The 17,336-nt window shown below is 40.2% G+C and carries 15 protein-coding genes and 4 pseudogenes; all 19 read right to left on the reverse strand.

The window, feature by feature from the left end:
- Positions 1-350 precede the first annotated feature (350 nt).
- Positions 351-471: pseudogene (locus tag M1D98_RS18920) on the reverse strand (hypothetical protein); the annotation flags it as partial.
- 17 nt (positions 472-488) lie between these two features.
- On the reverse strand, positions 489-944 hold the full coding sequence (locus M1D98_RS18925; RefSeq protein WP_456279857.1) for a hypothetical protein: 456 nt from the start codon (positions 942-944) through the stop codon (positions 489-491).
- Between the two features lie 12 nt (positions 945-956).
- Positions 957-1,253, reverse strand: a complete 297-nt coding sequence (locus tag M1D98_RS18930; protein ID WP_456279858.1) for a YxiJ family protein — start codon at positions 1,251-1,253, stop codon at positions 957-959.
- 27 nt (positions 1,254-1,280) lie between these two features.
- Complete coding sequence (locus tag M1D98_RS18935; protein ID WP_456279859.1) at positions 1,281-1,754, reverse strand: DUF2716 domain-containing protein; 474 nt, start codon at positions 1,752-1,754, stop codon at positions 1,281-1,283.
- A gap of 17 nt (positions 1,755-1,771) precedes the next feature.
- A pseudogene (locus M1D98_RS18940) lies at positions 1,772-2,032 on the reverse strand (DNA-binding protein); the annotation flags it as partial.
- A gap of 268 nt (positions 2,033-2,300) precedes the next feature.
- On the reverse strand, positions 2,301-2,717 hold the full coding sequence (locus M1D98_RS18945; RefSeq protein ID WP_456279860.1) for a YxiG family protein: 417 nt from the start codon (positions 2,715-2,717) through the stop codon (positions 2,301-2,303).
- A 50-nt stretch (positions 2,718-2,767) separates the two neighbouring features.
- A complete protein-coding gene (locus M1D98_RS18950) occupies positions 2,768-3,097 on the reverse strand; it encodes a hypothetical protein (RefSeq protein WP_411813177.1) in 330 nt (109 codons plus the stop codon).
- Between the two features lie 59 nt (positions 3,098-3,156).
- The gene (locus tag M1D98_RS18955) at positions 3,157-3,630 is read right to left on the reverse strand and encodes a hypothetical protein (RefSeq protein ID WP_051922653.1); all 474 of its coding nucleotides are present in this window, start codon (positions 3,628-3,630) and stop codon (positions 3,157-3,159) included.
- A 190-nt stretch (positions 3,631-3,820) separates the two neighbouring features.
- Positions 3,821-4,603 (reverse strand): hypothetical protein, encoded by a 783-nt coding sequence (locus M1D98_RS18960; protein WP_456279861.1) that lies wholly within the window; start codon positions 4,601-4,603, stop codon positions 3,821-3,823.
- A gap of 25 nt (positions 4,604-4,628) precedes the next feature.
- Positions 4,629-5,303, reverse strand: a complete 675-nt coding sequence (locus tag M1D98_RS18965; protein WP_121643641.1) for a hypothetical protein — start codon at positions 5,301-5,303, stop codon at positions 4,629-4,631.
- Between the two features lie 24 nt (positions 5,304-5,327).
- Entirely contained in the window at positions 5,328-5,798 is a 471-nt protein-coding gene (locus M1D98_RS18970; RefSeq protein WP_121643642.1) for a YxiF family protein, read from the reverse strand.
- A 145-nt stretch (positions 5,799-5,943) separates the two neighbouring features.
- The gene (locus M1D98_RS18975; RefSeq protein ID WP_121643643.1) at positions 5,944-6,498 is read right to left on the reverse strand and encodes a DUF4240 domain-containing protein; all 555 of its coding nucleotides are present in this window, start codon (positions 6,496-6,498) and stop codon (positions 5,944-5,946) included.
- 120 nt (positions 6,499-6,618) lie between these two features.
- The gene (locus M1D98_RS18980; RefSeq protein ID WP_121643644.1) at positions 6,619-6,936 is read right to left on the reverse strand and encodes a hypothetical protein; all 318 of its coding nucleotides are present in this window, start codon (positions 6,934-6,936) and stop codon (positions 6,619-6,621) included.
- Positions 6,937-6,999: 63 nt separating this feature from the next.
- Positions 7,000-7,336: pseudogene (locus tag M1D98_RS18985) on the reverse strand (hypothetical protein).
- A 48-nt stretch (positions 7,337-7,384) separates the two neighbouring features.
- On the reverse strand, positions 7,385-7,792 hold the full coding sequence (locus M1D98_RS18990) for a YxiG family protein (protein WP_121643645.1): 408 nt from the start codon (positions 7,790-7,792) through the stop codon (positions 7,385-7,387).
- A gap of 725 nt (positions 7,793-8,517) precedes the next feature.
- Positions 8,518-8,895: a DUF2750 domain-containing protein gene (locus M1D98_RS18995; protein WP_039075020.1), complete on the reverse strand. Its 378-nt coding sequence runs from the start codon at positions 8,893-8,895 to the stop codon at positions 8,518-8,520.
- A 15-nt stretch (positions 8,896-8,910) separates the two neighbouring features.
- Positions 8,911-9,816: pseudogene (locus tag M1D98_RS19000) on the reverse strand (polymorphic toxin type 8 domain-containing protein); the annotation flags it as partial.
- Positions 9,817-9,883: 67 nt separating this feature from the next.
- Positions 9,884-10,243 (reverse strand): YxiJ family protein, encoded by a 360-nt coding sequence (locus M1D98_RS19005; RefSeq protein WP_121643646.1) that lies wholly within the window; start codon positions 10,241-10,243, stop codon positions 9,884-9,886.
- A gap of 36 nt (positions 10,244-10,279) precedes the next feature.
- Positions 10,280-17,284 carry a DNRLRE domain-containing protein gene (locus M1D98_RS19010; RefSeq protein ID WP_456279862.1) on the reverse strand — a complete coding sequence of 2,335 codons (7,005 nt, stop codon included), beginning with the start codon at positions 17,282-17,284 and terminating at the stop codon, positions 10,280-10,282.
- Positions 17,285-17,336: the final 52 nt, after the last annotated feature.

Below are 17,336 nucleotides of genomic sequence, written 5' to 3' on the forward strand. Positions count from 1 at the left end.
CGCATACATTAATGCATACTCGGTGATTGTTTCTTTATGATGATTGTAGGGAGAAAAAAATTGCGTTGACAAATAAAATTGATGTGCCATTTTTCAAAAAGGTGGGTCTCAAGCAAAAAAGGCGAAAATCAGTGTGACTTCTTGTCACACTTGATCACATCCCATCCTCCACAATAGAAACTCATTTGGTTTTCTTGATCATACACATAATAGCGGAGCCTTTCCCATTGATCATCAGTCGGTTCAATCTCCAACTCAACCCCATCGATGGATTCAAGATCATCCAGCTTCGATGCACTGATGTCTTCAAACCGCAGATGAATGTCACAGGTTTGAGCTGATAGTTTTAATTCAAACACAGGAATTGAATAACATTCATCTTCTTTCATATAGTAAGAAAACTCTTTTAATGTATATGGTATCCGTATCAGAAAGGTGCTGTTTTATTTTCTCGTATTGTGTGATATTCATATGGATTCCTCCTATTTTTATGATTCATCACCAACCATATAGATGTTCACAGCATCGTATTCAAACCACATGATCCGTTCGCCTGAGTCCGTGAGGCGTTGGAGCTTCCCTTCTGAAAAATAGCTTTTATCCGGTTGAGGATCAGTGATCAGAAAAACATCGTAATTGATAGAAGCTAACAGAAAGAGAAAACCTGCAATGTCTCGGTCTGCATCATGTAATACGCATTGGAAATGGAATTCTCGTTTCGCCAGCTTCGTCACCTTGTAAGCATAACCTTCAAAGTACTCGGACAGGTCTTCTATAAATGAACCAGTCGTTATCACCTGTATCATGATTCGCTCATAGACAAGCCCTTGCCAAAAACGATAAAAAGACTCAGCATCTTCAAGTTCGCATGACATAACGGTTTGGCCAGGCTTAAGCTCGATCATGTCCAAATTGCCAATACTGCTTATAGAGGTTTTTTCCATATAATCCTCCTATCAGTTGGATAGTGCAGCACAAATCTCTTGTCTAACTTGCTCATAGAAGCAAATGTGATGATACAGTTCGGTATCGTTTTTGGTCAAGTCCGGCGATATTTCAGGATACAGCTCAAAAAAGCTTTTCCCCAGCAAACGCCGCTGATGCAGGGGCATCCTTTTATTCGCCAGCACATAATCCAAACTGCCCGCAACAAGCATAAAAAACTCATATATTTCCGCTTCAAAGCCATACAATTCATCAGGATATGGCTTTTCTTCAAGCTCCTGCTGTCTCTTTCTCAGTTTTTCAAACACGCTGATCCTCTCCCTTCCGCAACAATCTCATTTATTTGGAAACAAGATAGGCGGATCATTATCTATCGCCTCCAACAGCTCTTCACCAAACACAGTGATTGTACATTTCCACGGGTCTCCCAAAAGTCCCCAAGAGAAGGCCTGATGAAAAAAGAAATAATAGTCTCCATTTGGAAATACGGGAACAGACCATTCGCCAAATTCATCCTGAGGCATTGCCTGATGAGGACTAAAAGTATATCCGTCATGCTGCCAATCTAATGCGTACATCACATCGTTCTTTCCAGTACATAATTGAAATGCTTTTAAAATAGAAGTCTCTAAATCACTCAGCACTCCGCTCACATCATTATGACTCGCGCTTGAGATATCAAACACTCGATATGGATCAGACGGGATGATATGATGAAATCTGCTTCCGGGCTTCCATTTTATGAGCTTGTTCACTTTTGACCAGATGCGGTCTTGTTTTGTATGACTTATAGCGCGCCAATTCACCATCATCCCACCCCTACACATTATTGGATATCCTGCTTATAAACACCAGAAGAGGTCACTGCGTAAACAGCGTTACTTGTCAGTTTCAGCTGTTGAACGTCTAGGGCTTCATCGTTCGAATCACAGCATGTGATCTCTTCCATCTCTTGACTCACATCGGCAGAAATCAAATAAAGAGATGACTTAAGGTCTGCACTGTAACAGTTGACCGTCCCGATCCAAAAACCTTCTTTTGATACTATAAGCTGATCAAATGCTTCTAATTCAGGTGCTTCATCCGACTCAGCATGGAAAAAATAATCTTGGGTGTCCATGTTGATGATTTTATTCATTTTTAATTTTTTCATTTGTTACGCTCCCAGGTTAGAAATGAAGTGATAAGAATAAGCCATTTATTAGCTAGTAGTAACGGACAGCCTAGTTTATTAATCGTTTTGATATAAAGCTACTTTCCAATTCAGTCTTAAATCCCGATGACGTTGTGTTTTACTTTTCGTCTGGCTGCTGTTATGTTCTATAGGAAAAGAGAGGCTGACAACCTCTCTTTTCTTATTTAGTGTTTAATTGGTATGCATAAAACGATTGATCATCAAAGCGAACTGTTTCAGCTTCTATAGCAATCAGCATTCTGTTCATGTCAATGAGAAAGTTAGCATTTGATTGATACTCTGGAATTTCAGGATTTGATAGATTCCCGATTCCTTCTGGATGATAACTCATCTCAAATACTTGCCAATTGTATTCTTCCGGATCTATTTTTTCCAATCTCATGTCAACAACATCTGCACTATAATAAGTAGATGCCACATTTTGAAATAATATCTTATGCGTATATTCACCTTCACCTTCAAAAACCTTGATATTAAGTGAGAGCTCTTTTTTAAACACATTAAAATCTAAATGAAGGACACTGCGCCCTTCATCTATATAATCAACCCAATCATTAATTGTTTTGTACATTGTCATCTCCTACCTCGTTTTAATCAATAACGCATTGCAACAAGCAGAAAAATTAATTACTCCGTATATGGTTTGATCCAATCATTTAAATCATCTGTTGAATGCAAATAAGCATCAGGAGAATCTTTCAAATCAATCCCGCTTAGGAGGATTAACATATCCCAGACTCTATCGTCTTCTACCTCGGGATCATCAGCATAAACATAAGTGCCCGCCCAACCTGACACTTCTTCTCTTGTTGTTTGTCCATTTAAGACACTTTTGATTTTATTTATGCATTCTATTAGCTTTGGCTCGCTCAATTTGATCACCACATTTTCAAAGACTGTATGACATTTGTTAACATACGATTCGGTCACCGTACATAGGTTTTGTGACTTTGTTATCTGTGTGTTGTTTCATAAAATATAATCATCAAACCAGTCTCTAAACTATAAGCTAAGTACTACCCTAAATACTCCTCAACGGTTTTTATATTTGGTAATAGCCTTTTTAGAGTACCTATGAAATCGGGGCAGCCAGTGAATACAATATCTGACGAGTCAAAAAATCCGATTTCGATTACAGCTCCTTCAACTGGTGAGCAATAGTTCTTATTCCAGTAAGCCGCATTCTCATTTATGAGAGGTATCGAGGATAAAGACAGCTTCTCTAATGATTGTGGGACAGCTGTAAATACTCCAAAAGCGGGAATGATGTCATAAATACTGAGTATTTCCTTTAGATTTTGACCTTTTATGTACATGAATTCTATTTGTCTCGTGAATAATTCATGCTCAATGTAATCTTTGTTTTTGAAAACTGCTACATCAGAAAGATCACTGATCAGCCAGTTATACTCCTCAACCTTCAACTCAATCCTGTCAAACAAGAGTTTCACATTAAAGAATTGATCATTATGTTCTAAAACAAGTCTCATTTTCCTCACCTCCTTATACAGTCATAAGCCGTAAACCAGCATTATTCGCTAGCCATACCCATACCGATATGCTTTCAAAAGCGTACCCCTTCTGACAACATGGATATGACAAAGCAACCGGGCTGATACCAACATGAAATTACATCGCACTGCCCTTCAGATATTTTTGTAACTCGCCCAAATATTGACCTTATACAATGTCATCGTATTTTCTAACTGAATAGCAGGGAAAGCCGGGAGCGGCTGCATTCGCCAGATGGACGTCTGAGCCAGCACTTTTCAAGAAAATCCAATTTGAAATCCCTTCTTCTTTAAAATGGTCAGGCAAATCGATCGGCAAAGCTTCCCCCTCAAAAGCCCGGCTGTTTTGCATGAGCATTTGAACAAGTGCTTCTGTATCAATAAGAGGATGATTCTTAAATCGCAGCACATATGCCTGATGCAGGTAAATGTTCAAATCGTATTCGTGTTCGAGGGAGTCCATTTCAATGTACATTGTCTCCTTCAAGGTGTTCAGCGGGGCAAGGTCGATTCCGTTTTCATTACCTTGCAGTACGCTTAGGAAACTGTCAATTGCTTCAAAATGTTTTTCGCTAGCTATCAATTGAAACTGATCGTTTTCCCCAATCACCCGCAGCGCTTTCAGCAAGTCAGAACGGCGGATTTTCATAAGGCTAGAAAAATGATGGAGCTCACCCGTTTTATAAACATGTTCAGCCCCTTTTTCTGCATCTGCAAAATCAATGCCTTGTAGCGCATTCCACAGCTTGCGATGCAATTGAACACGGGTCGGGGATTCATAGGTCATCTGGGCAAACAGATAGATACCGGCCTCTCCGGGCAGGATCTTATAGATAAATTGGCAAGCATGTCTAAGGTATGCCTCATATTCACAGTCCATAAAAATTCTCGAACCGCGCAAACACACTTTAGGATGAGTGCCGTCAAGCACAAGATCAGACCAAACGTCCATTTTTCACCCTCCTCACAAAACACGTTTAAATGCTTTGAGCTTCAACTTTAAGAATATGACATGCCCCGCAGAGGGAAAAATAAAGGATCATCTCTCCAAAAAACAAGTCGCCATATTTTCCATCGAAGTCATTCTCACCGGTTATCAAAGCGACAAATGTCATGTCCTGTCCGCATTCACAGCAAGTCAAATCAAGCTTATCTTCCGCGACCAAAGGTTTGCCAAAAACACGGCCAAAATATGTGGTTCCGAGTGCTGTAAAAATCTCATCGTACCTTTCTTCAGACGTAGGATAATCTTCAGCTTCCATCTCGACAAGCGAAACCGGGACATGCCGCAACGGAACCGGAATTTGATCTTCGGCATCAGCCTTTTCAAACTCTTCCTGTTCTTGTTTGATGACAGCCGCAGAGCGGTTTCGAAAGTCGATCTTAAAGAATTGCTCCTCCCAGAGCATTGAGCAATTTAAGCATGAAAACAAAACCAGTTCTTCACAGTGCTCCCCTCTCAACACGCTCAGCCGGTCATCCTTTACATCAAGACAAACAAGCTGATGCATTGGAGTCCCGCAAAGCCTGCAATTCGGCAGAATCCACTCATCCCCTCCGACATGATGATGATCCTCTCCCGGTGACTCTTCAAACATGATTTTATAGTCGATCGGTTGATTGAAGCTTTTTCCGTAAAAAATATGTTCCAAAAGGTTTCCTCCTCAGAAAGCAATCTACCAATAAACAAGCTCGCACCCGTATTCCGTGTGGAATATACATAAACCAAACTGACACTCAGGCTCAATCAAAATAAAACTATGATGGAGAAGCCCTTCGTCGAACTCAATACACTCCAATAAGCCATCAAGGTGCTCGAGACATTTTCCTAAGGTACAAACTAACGCACCAATTTCGCTGCTGTATTGATGAAACAGCAGAACGTCCCTGTCATCATAGGCAACATAGGACTGAGATGTTTTCAAGATCAGCTGTTTTGCTTCCGTTTTTCCGAGAGCATCAACCTCACGGGTATTGGCTGGTTTTGAATTTGATAAAACCAGCTCAAGCAACTGCTTACTTCTCGGCAGATCAGCAAAGCGATAACTGAAGCCTCTTTCTGCACAAGGGACTAGTTTTTCTTTGATTTCACTCTTCAACAAACGTCTTTTATTCTCGGCGAGTTTTTCGATTAATCTTTTTTGCATGAGCCGCATTCCCTTCGCCGTTAATTTCTCAAGTTCTATTAAATTGTTTCACTATTCTCTTGTCTTCTTTGTCATGTATCCTTCCAGATTTGTTCTAAAAAAAGCTTGTATCGCTTATTGATACAAGCTTCATATTCTATACTACTTAAAACTCACCCAGCGGATTTTCCCCAAAACGCTCCCACAGTTTTGGAAACCTTTGAGGCAAATCTTCCTCTTCCCAATCCAATTCAATACCGTCCGATTCGGCAACTCCCTTTTGTTCAAGCGCATCTAAAAGCTCGTCGTGTACTTCATCATCCCATTCATCGTCGCCAGTCTTCATATATGTCAACGCCTCAATTGCCACTGACAGCAAGTCTTCATTTTGCGGATAGCCTTCCTCGTCAAGCGTTTCCTCCGTGATGTATGCTGCCAAATACTCGTGATCATCCAGCACTTTTTCAAATGTATCTTTGCCTTGGGCAATCAGCCATCCTCGGAAATAATCAAATGTATCGTCCGAACAACCGTCGATTAAGATGTATGCTGCCGCCCATAGTGAGGACAGATAGCTTTTGTGCATGAATGTCTGAAGCATAAATTCAAAATCAACGATCTCATTGATTTCTTTTTTCAATAATGCATCACGCAGCCACTCATTAGGTTCTTCCTGGCTGCCAGCTTGGTCAATAAGCTGCCAAAACGATGTTTCATTCATTTGCTTTTCCCCCTCTGATATCCCTCTTATAGATCCCCGAGTCTGATATTGCATAAATAGCATTACTTGTTAGTTTTAGCTGTTGTATCGAGAGCTCCCGCCCGCCTGGATCACAGCACTTCACCTCTTGAACCGGCATCTGACATCAGCCGGAAGGAGGGACAGTGAATGTTCATCTTTGCATATCCAAAACCCGTCATCTGAAATCGCAAGCTGGTCATATACCCCCGAACATTCTTTATCAGAAACAATCCACACTCGTCTCACGTCCGTCTCATCAAAGGCAGCAATGACTGTATAAGAGTAATACAGCATGTATATCAGTCCGTCTTTTTCTGCAAGTGCATAGCAGTCATCTACCACGGGCGCATATATTTCTGAAAGCTGTTGATCAAAGTGAGTTTCCTTTAGTTGTCCGTCTAAAGTGAAGCACAGCACACTTTGTCCATTCGAGTTTTCATCATCATAAATGCCTTCATCACTTAAACCGACCCATAGGTTTTATTTCCCATCCAAAAGACAGCAGGAAACCCCGGAAGGCAAGTGAAAAACACTTTTCTCCCTTCCCTCTTCTGAAAAAACCTTTACTTTCGGCTCATACGATTCGTAATAAACCAAAACATAGCAATTTACACTTTGTTGAAAGAGCTGAATATCGCTGTATGCAATCTGCTCTTTTACTTTAAAATCCTTAACAATCACCAGAAGGATCATAGATTGAAACAGTGATATCACCTTTCACACCTTTTCCAATGTAGACACGTCCCTGTGCATTGGCATGAAAAAAACAATCGTGGGTTTTCGTGTTGATGATTTTATTCATTTTTAAGTTTTTCATTGATCATGCTCCCGAGTTAGGAGTTAGAAATGGCTGAAATTTGTTCTCTTACTCGTTAACCTTATACGCATAAAATTGTTTTGAATCAAAAGAAACAGTCTCAGCCTCTACAGCTATCAATCTTCTGTTTATGTCAATGAGAAAATTAGCATTTGAATGATACTCTGGAATTACAGGATTTGATAGGTTTCCGATTCCTTCCGGGTGATAACTAATCTCGTAAATTTGCCAATTGAACTCCTCCGGTACAACCTTTTCCAATCTGATATCACCATCACCTCCATTAAAATAAACAGAAGCTACATTTTGAAATATAATATTATGCGTATATTCAGCTTTATTTTGAACAACCTGAATCCCAAGTAAGAGTTCTTGTTTAAAGAACTGATAATCGACCTTTAAAACATTGCAACCCCCGTCAATATAATCTATCCATTGTTCAATTGTTTTGTACATTCTTCCTCTCCTGACTAATCTCTGTTTATATACCAACAAATCCGTATATAAAAGGGGCTTGATGATAATCATAATTTCTCATCAAGCCGAAAAAGTATATACCTTTTATCCAATCATTAAATCATCTGTTGAAAACAAATAAGTACATGAGAGTCCTTAAAATCAATCTCGCTTTTGATTTTAATTATGCATTCTATTAGCTTTACCGCGGTTAAATTGATCACCACGTATTCAAAGTTACTAAGAGGATGGTTCTTGCAAAATAAAGCTAATAGAAAGTAATTGACCTTCAAATTCAATAAAATTAATAAACAGTCTAGATGCGCAATTTCTTTCAGGGTACTCTTGATAGCTCCCACTTCATCACTATGTGGATTAAATAGATAGACAATATCATTTATGCTCTAAAACCCAAGATAAAAACGGTTTCTTTTAATAACTGTTCAGCCTCCTTTTTGCTATTCACCTTGAATTTTCGCGCAACATACATTCAATAGAATTTGATAAGACTACTTCCAACAAATCGCGGCTTTGCCCTACATCAGCGAATTGGTAGGCAAAACCTCTTGCCGTATTTTTTTTAATAGACTTTCTATGATTTCCATTTAGTTTTTCAGATATTTTTTCATAAAACACTACCTTTTTTAGTTATTGATAGAAAAACTCCTTTCACAGTTAATTAAATTAAGAGAGAGCGAAGATTGTCTGTCTTAAAAAGTGTTTAATTAATAGTTTTCTAATTCATCCTCGATATCAGAGTGAACTTGAGGAATTGGTATTGAAATTGAATCATTATTATTGAAAAAAATAGAAATGCCGACTTTATCTTCAAGCATACCAGGAAGCCAGTTCTCTACAAAATCCTCTAAACTTATTGATTCCGGGTTTGTATCTTTCCACTTCTCAATTGCACAATATTTTGCATGCTCTTTTGTTGGCCAAAAATGAAGTTGTATTTTTCCATTATCGTCTTCAGATGTAACCCATCCTTTCTCATTACTTAATGACCAGACTTCTTCATAATCAACAACTTTCTTAATAAAATAACGATATCTTTTATTAGGATCTAACCTTAACGTCATTTCAAGTTCTTTTTCATTCATTTTTTATTCTCCTTATTATCTTCTATATTTCCACCGAGTACTTTTATTTTTTCTACCTTTACCGTAACCATCGTGAAAATGCTGCAACCTATGATTTCTTATTACTTGTAAATTAGAATGCTTATAGCTCGAACCTTTTCTTGCCTCATATCCTCTTTTGTGAGCTAGTTCATATCCTTTTGGGACACGTATAGATTTCCTATTTTTGTATTTTTTATGCCTGATTTCATTTTTTATCCACCCTCTAACATGCCTAGGTTGTTTAGGATCCTTTAATAAAGATTTTAACTTAGCTTGTTTTCCTTGTCTGCCTGCAATTTTTGCAAAACTATAAACCCTCTTAGCACCCTTAAATATCTTCCCAGGACCAAAGTTAGAAGCAGCTGCCCAAGCAACACCTTTCCATCCTTTACCTGATTTATATGCCTTATACCCATCATAGGCTGCAAATCCGGCATTTACCACAAGCCATACCCAATGCCCGTCCGGATCAACATTCATCACCGGGTTATTGTTTCCATAAGCATACCCATTCTGATCCAATGAATCTCCGTCGCTGCCCGGGTCTGGGTCGAGCGATAGGAACACGCCGTTTCTTGGCTCGTAGTAGCGGGCCATGAGGTAGTACAGGCCGGTTTCTTCGTCGTATTGGTAGCCTGCGTAGCGGTAGCGGTTGTCTTTTACTTCGTCGCTTGCTTCGGTTTTTGTTGGATTTCCCCATGCGTCATATTGATACTTGGCAACGGTTTTTCCCGTGCTATCTGAGATTGCAATGACGTCACCTTGTGCGTTGTAGTGATAGAAATATTTCTTGCCATTTTGCGTGAATGCTAGCAGTTGTCCACTATCACCGTATGTGTATGCTTTTGTGAAAGTATACACATTCAGACTGTCGCTGTAAAAATAAATTGTGTCTTTCCCGAATTAATTAAAACAGCTGTCAAATATACTTGACAGCTGTTTTTGTTTATTATTTTAGTTTAAAGATTCATACTCCTGTTATAAGCTTATTAATCAAAATCCTAATTTTTTCATGAAATTCTAAGCATTCACTTAATTCTTGATATTTTAAAATATCACTTTTATAATTCCTAAAATGAGGATAATGTTCATAGAACGTTTTTTTTAACATTTCTCTTTGATATCTAGGAATTTTTTTATCTTCAATTATATAATTTAAACTTCCAGTTATTAAGGCAAAAAATTCATAAAATTCATCTAAAGAAGTATTTGTTTCTTCTTCAAAATCATACATATCATTTGGAAACGGACCATGTAATAATACATAATATTTTTTGAACTCATCTAATGTTTTTTGATCAATATTATATCTTTTAAAAAATTTCATCCATATTCAGGCCCTTCTATATTGTAGAAATTAAAATTAACGTTTTTTCTTTTTCTTCCATTTATTATTCACAAATGTAACTACCTTTCCACTTCTTGTGTAATAACCAGTTCTTTTTCCATTCTTAATCCTGTAACCTTTTTTTCCAGTAGCTAGTATTACTTTTTCGCGTAAATGCTTATTAGATCTATAAAATGCTCTAGCAACTTTTGTATATCTCTTTTTACTGTAAGATTTACCATTTCTCACAATATGTTTATTATGATGATAGTCCAATGACTTTCTTTTAGTTTTAAATGTTCCTTTATACCAATGTCTTGAGGTGGCCCATTTTCCGATTTTTTTTGTTAATTTTAACTTTCCACCACCTACAAATCCTGATGCGGCTGCAACCGCTACGCCTTTCCAACCCTTGCCTGATTTATAAGCTTTGTATCCATCATATACCGCAAATCCTGCATTGACAACAAACCATACCCAATGGCCGTCTGGATCGACATTCATGACCGGGTTGTTGTTTCCATAGGTATATCCGTTTTGATCTAGTGAATCTCCATCGCTTCCTGGGTCTGGGTCGAGCGATAGGAACACGCCGTTTCTTGGCTCGTAGTAGCGGGCCATGAGATAGTACAGGCCGGTTTCTTCGTCGTATTGGTAGCCTGCGTAGCGGTAGCGGTTGTCTTTTACTTCATCACTTGCTTCGGTTTTTGTTGGATTTCCCCATGCGTCATATTGATACTTGGCAACGGTTTTTCCCATGCTGTCTGAGATGGCAATGACATCACCGTGTGCGTTGTAGTGATAAAAATATTTCTTGCCATTTTCTGTGTAGGATAATAGCTGGCCGCTGTCACCGTATGTGTATGATTTTGTGACTTTGTTGTCCGCGTCCGTTTCATACAAGACGTTCAGGCTGTCTCCGTCGTAGAAGTAGTTCGTGACGTTTCCGTTGACGGTTTTTTGGATTCTGTTTCCTTTTTCATCATATTTGTATGTTGCGAACGGCTTGTCTTCGCCTTTTTTTGTAACAGCAGTCAGGTTATCCTCTGCATCCCACGTATATGTGAATTTGCCGTCGGATGTGCGGTTGCCGTTTTTATCGTAAGAGATGCTTTCATCATTGACTTTTGTCAGCTGGTTCATGATGTTGAAGGAAGCATTCACCGTTTTGCTTGAACCGTTTTTTACAGTTGTAACGGTTTCCCGGTTGCCGAATCCATCGTATGTGTATTCAATGACAGTACCGTCTTCATGGGTTTCTTTGACAAGCTGATTCAGCTTTCCATATTCATATTTCACCTTGCCGCTTGCTGAGCTGTTTATCGTGATGCGGTTGCCGTTGGCGTCGTATTCATAGCTTTCCGTCAGGATGTTTCCGCCATTTTTGTCGCCAATATGCAGCGAGCTTACAAGGTTTCTTTCGTCATAAGAAAAACTTGTTCCGCCGCCGTTGCCCGTAATAAAGGTTTGGACGTTGCCATTTTCATCATAATCAAATGAATATGAAGAGATGCTGTCTTTCATCTCAATCATTTGATCCAGTTTGTTATACGTAAATTGATTCGTTCCTTTTTGGTCCCCATGAGTCCATGAGAAGGTTTTGAGCTTATCGGAGTCACTAGGATATGTCCAAGTTTGGCTGCCGCCGCGGTCGGTCAATTCGGTTAAACGGTTTTTGTTGTCAAATGTCCGTTTCTTTGTGGTGTTCTGCTCTTTATTGACGACCGACGTTTCATTTCCATTTTTGTCATACGTGAAATTGTACTTTTCTGTACCGTTATACGATTTTGATTTTACCCGGTCTGTTCCATCATAAGAAAGAGACACTTCGTTGCCATTCGGTGAAATGGTTCTGGTCAGGTTGCTGTTGGCGTCATATTCGCTTGCTAGCACATTGCCCAGAGGGTCAGTTGTTTTGACAAGCTTGCCCATCACATCATATTCGTATTGATAGGTTTGATCTGCTCCTGCCCGAATGGTTTTGCTTACCTCATTGCCTTCCTTATCATAGCTGTGAAGGATAGACGTGCCGTTGGAGAGCATCATGTTTGTCAATTGGTCTGCCTGATCATACGTATAGGTTGTTTTTTCGCCTTTTGCATCCGTTTCAGCCGTCTTCTTACCCGTTTCATCGTAATCAGTTGAAGTGGCGTATCCTAGTTCATCTTCTTCCTTGGTCACATAGTTGCCATTACTGTCATACGTGCTTTTTGTCAGAAGGCTTCCTTCAATCAGACGGATGTCATCAAACCAGACTGTTCCTGTCGCACTCTTTTGAAACAGAATGCTGATATCGACTTTATTGACCGGTTTTGTTTTTGGTATAACGACAGCAGCCCGGTTCCATTCCTGTGTTCCTGATGGGAATTTTGCATTGTATACACCTGTGCTGCCGTCCGCGTAAGTGACATTCGCCTGCAGAGAATAGTCTTTTTCATCTGTAAATTTGACGCTGCTGGCTTTCGACATTCCTGTCAGTGTGAGATAAACCGGTTTGTCGTTTGCGCTTTGCCCTAAGACAACGGTTTGTTTTGTTACTGATCCGGCTTGGGACGCACTGGTTCGGGCAGCTTTTAATGATACATCATCATTAAATCCTTCCTCAGAATCAACGGATGCCCCGCTTACGCTCCAGTTTTCCGTTGCTGCTGTGAAACTGCTGTTTTGAACTGGGTTATAGCTTGACGATACTTCGCCTTTTTCCAGCTGGACTTCATCAAACCATGCTTTTCCTTTGCCATCTTTATCTCTATGATCGACTTCCATGTACACTACAGCTTTTCCTGCATGTGCTGGAGTCGTAAAAGTGATTTGCCGTTTGGTCCAATCATTTTTCCCGGCTAATGCACTGTATTCATTGTGAATCCATTGAATTCGTTTTTGATCTTTGTCTCGCAAATCAATGTTAAAATAGGCTCTTGATTTCGATAGATCTGTTTTGATTTTCCCGCTTAATGTATAGGTTGTATTCGGCTCCAGCTCCACTGTTTGTGTCGCTGACGAATACCCGAGATCTGTTCCGGCAGTCGTTGATTGGCTCAAGACTTCCAATGCCTTTGATCCGGAAAGGACTCCGCTTTTAGCGGCGACGACTGAGATTTTGCCGCTGTCTTTAGATGCAGTCAGATTCCAGGCGGATTTTTGCACTTCAAAGCTTCCGTCTTTTAGAATATTGGTTGAGGCTGATAAATCTTTGCTGGATTGAATCTGATTTCCGTATTGATCATAAACAGCTGCTGAAGATGATTTTCCGCTCTGATCGGTTTCGGATACAGCATCCAGTCCGTCATAGGCAATATCAGTGACATTCCCCTCGGTATCCTTCATCTTTGTGACATCGTTGTTTTTGTTGTATTCGTACGTCTCTGTTCCATATGCGTCTTTAATCGATGTAACGTTGCCATCTTTGTCATATTGATAGCTTTCTGTTGCTTTTCCGGTTCCAACGTCGTTTGGATCTACATCTTCTACGACATTATTGCCTTCATATTTTGTATTCGTTGTAATTTTGAGCCCTTCCGCATCATCAATGACCTGAATTGGATTTCCCGCTTCATTATAGCCGTACTGTACTTTCCGGCCATTCGGCTGTGTCATAAGAAGCGTCTTTTTATCAGCATCATAGCTGTAGACATATGTTTCTTTTTTAGCGTTGATTGCTTTATCGAGACGGTGCCCGCTATACTGATATTCGGTAAAGACAGGCTTTGTTTCGGTACTGTTAGCTGAATACTGTTTGACCAGGCGCCCTTCCGCATCATAGTCATAGCTTGTGACAGTCCCGTCTGTATCCGTAACCTTCTTCAGCAAATCATTCTCATATGAGTAGGTGACTTTTTTATTCTTAGGTCCGGTGATGGAAGTCACATGGCCATTTTCATCATATGTGAATGTGAGCTTGCGGCCTGATGCGTCTGTAATGGCTGTCAGTTGATTTTTGTCATTGTAAGTGTAGACAGTTGCATTGTTATGGCCATCCACTACCTTTTGGAGTTTGCCGCCTTTTTTATTGAAATAAGCGTTGGTTTGATCCTTTGTTTTTAATATGAACTGATCAGCTGTTTCTGTTAATTCAAGATAGACACCGGTCGGCGGCTGATATGTGCCATCGGCTTTTTTGGTAAAGCGATGTGTCGTAGCATCTTCATCAATATACATTGCCCCGCCGTCCATTGAGATGACAGATGTTTCTGCATCAGCATACCAGCCTTGTCCAAATAAGTGATCGGAGCTGTCAAGACTGTTGTAGGTTCTCGATAAGCCAAGTCCCGGCCCTCGTCCGTCAATTGATAAATCTTCTTCATTTACGATGACATTGCCTGTCGCACCATTTAACTGGCCGCTTGGGATATCAATGATAGACCAGTATTCTTCTGTTCCAAGGAATTCTGCGCCTTCATGGAACGTTGGGTTAAAGGGTGCCGTCGGAATCGTTTCACCATTGGCATCATAGGCGGATAGAGTGAAAGAATAATTCTTCCTCCCTTTATCATTCCCATTCGCATTGTTATAGACAGGTGACGGGTCAAGTGCCAATTCACGGCCTTTTCCGTCTGTATGCAGCTTGTAGCTTCCGGCTTTTATTTCCTCAGACGTCGGCCAGATGTTTTTATTTTGGGTTGTCCAATGATCCACGTCCCCAACATCATAGGACTGATATTCTTTTCCGTTATAGATATTAATTTTATAGCCTTTCGCATGTTGAACCTTTTCCCATATCAAATTCACATAGCCGGTTTGGCTTGATTTTGTGTTTGTATACACATAACCGGATAAGTTCTTTGGTTTAGCGATATCAGGAAGTGTCGGGTTGGCAGCCGGTGATGCAATGGCTTCGCCATCTTTGTTATAAGCGATGATTTTAAATGAGTAATTTTTTTTGGCTGCATCCCCTCCGGCGTTTTTATAGGTTGGTCCGGGATTGATCGGCAGCTCTGCTCCGTTTCCGTCCTTTAGATGAAGAGCATACTTTCCCGCTTTGATTTCTGCACTTGTCGGCCAGATTTTTTTCCCCTTGGTGGTCCAAGACGTCTGATTTCCCAGATCAAGTGTCTCAAAGCCTTTTCCATTGAACACCTGAACCTTATAGCCGGTTGCACCAGAGACAGCTTTCCAAGAAAGATCGAAGTACCCTGTGGCATTCCCATTATTAAAGCCCTTTGTTGACGGTGCTTGAGCTTTTCCTACATGAGGGATAACAGGCTTTGCCGGTGCGGACATTGCTCCTTCTCCCTGGTCAAAGATCGCACTGACGCCAATCCAATAGTTTTTGCTTGTGGCATAGCTTCCGCCGGAATTCTTATACACGGGGGATGGATCTAGCGCTAATTCAGTTCCGCCTTTTCCATCAAGGTGAAGCTTGTACTTACCGGATGAAATTTCTGCACTTGTCGGCCAAATGTTTTTCCCTTTTGAGCTCCAGGATGTCGTGTTGCCGACTGAGATCGCTTGATATTCTTTCCCATTATAAATCCACACCTTATAACCTTTTGCACCATCGGCCTTTTTCCAGCTGATATTGAAAAAGCCAGTGCCGTTCCCGTTACTGTATGCTTTAACAGCAGGTGTGTTTCCCTTTGGTATGGTGTACGTCACTTCAATATACGGTTTATTGGCGGAGTTCGCTGATGAAATCAGTTTTTTCCAATATTCTTTGCCGTTTCCGTTTGCATGAAGCTTAAATCCATAGTTGGCCCCGCCGGAATTCCATGACTTTACAGCCGCAGTCACATCGTAACTCGCCCACTGTCCTTTATGGACGTCTGCTTTTCCGATATTTTTAGATGCCGGTTTCGTGTTCCAAGTTACTTTTGCATGATCATAATTGCTGTTGACTGTATCCAGCCAGAGACCGGTTGCCTTTGTTCCATAATAGGAATGGGCAACGTATGTTTTTAATGTCGCTTTGGTGACAGTCATATTTTGAATCGGTTTTAGGTTGTTAAATTTCATGAACGCATAGTTTGTGCCTGTTGTTTTGTCATAGTAGCCCGTTTTCAGCACGTAAGACTTTAAATTGGCATCCCATTTTTGTGAGGATGCCGAGTAATTCGTCGTCGGATAGGCGCTCATGACAAACGTATCTGATGAAACAGATACAGACGTTGACGGGTCGATAGAAACTGGGTATACCCGTTCAGGGTCTTTCAGCCAATTCTCGTCCGCTGTGAGGTGAAGCAAATACCCTTGTTCATTCTTTTCCAGCTTGTAGCTGACTTTGTCCGACCGTTCAACCTCACCGGAAAGTTCATCTAACTTTGAATCCGTCATAAAAGGTCTAGGCACAGAAAAAACAACTTTGCCTTTTTCATCAGAAAAATCAATGGATCCATCCTCTTGTTCTTTAGCCTGTAAATCGGTTTTGACCTGAAATGTAAATGTGTTGTATCCATCATACTGATGAAGGACCAAATCTTCTTTGATGTTTTCGTTGAATGTGAAAGTCTGAAGATCAATATTCGGAAACACATCCGGATACACAATCTCATTACTGTCGGTCTTATAGTCTGCTGAGGTATCTATCGGAGTAAGTGAAGTTTTATTTGGGCCTTTCGCTTCTACAAGTGAATATGTAAGTTTGTGGTCATTGTGCTCAAAAGTCGCATAAAGCCCGTTGTTCATTTGCTTTTGAAAATCTGAATTCAGGATGGCATTTTCTGTCTCGACTTGTTTGCTTGTCGACTCTTTTAACTCAGGAGAAATGTCTTCCCAGTCAGCATTCGGTGTTTCCTTTGTATGAATAGGCTCAGGATATACTTCCTGTTTATAAACACCGTCTCCTTCATAATAAAGCTTTGTATTTTCTGTTCTTTCTGAGGTGATTTCTCCCTCTTTGTTTATATCTTGTTGAGGAAAAGGCACCGCTTGTTCTGTTTGTTCATTCTGAAGCGTTTCTTCTGGATCATCAGCAACGATACGATTTCCAGTCTCTTCTTCTGTGGTTTTTGCCAGTACATCTGCCGGCAATAATGAAATCATTAGAGCCAATACTAAAAAAACTGCAATGAACCTATTAAAGGTCCGCCTCTTTCTTTTTTTCATTTCCTCTCTCCTTTTGTAATAAACGTAATATTTACCCAATAATCTTAACTAG

The sequence above is a fragment of the Bacillus sp. K7 genome (assembly GCF_053903245.1).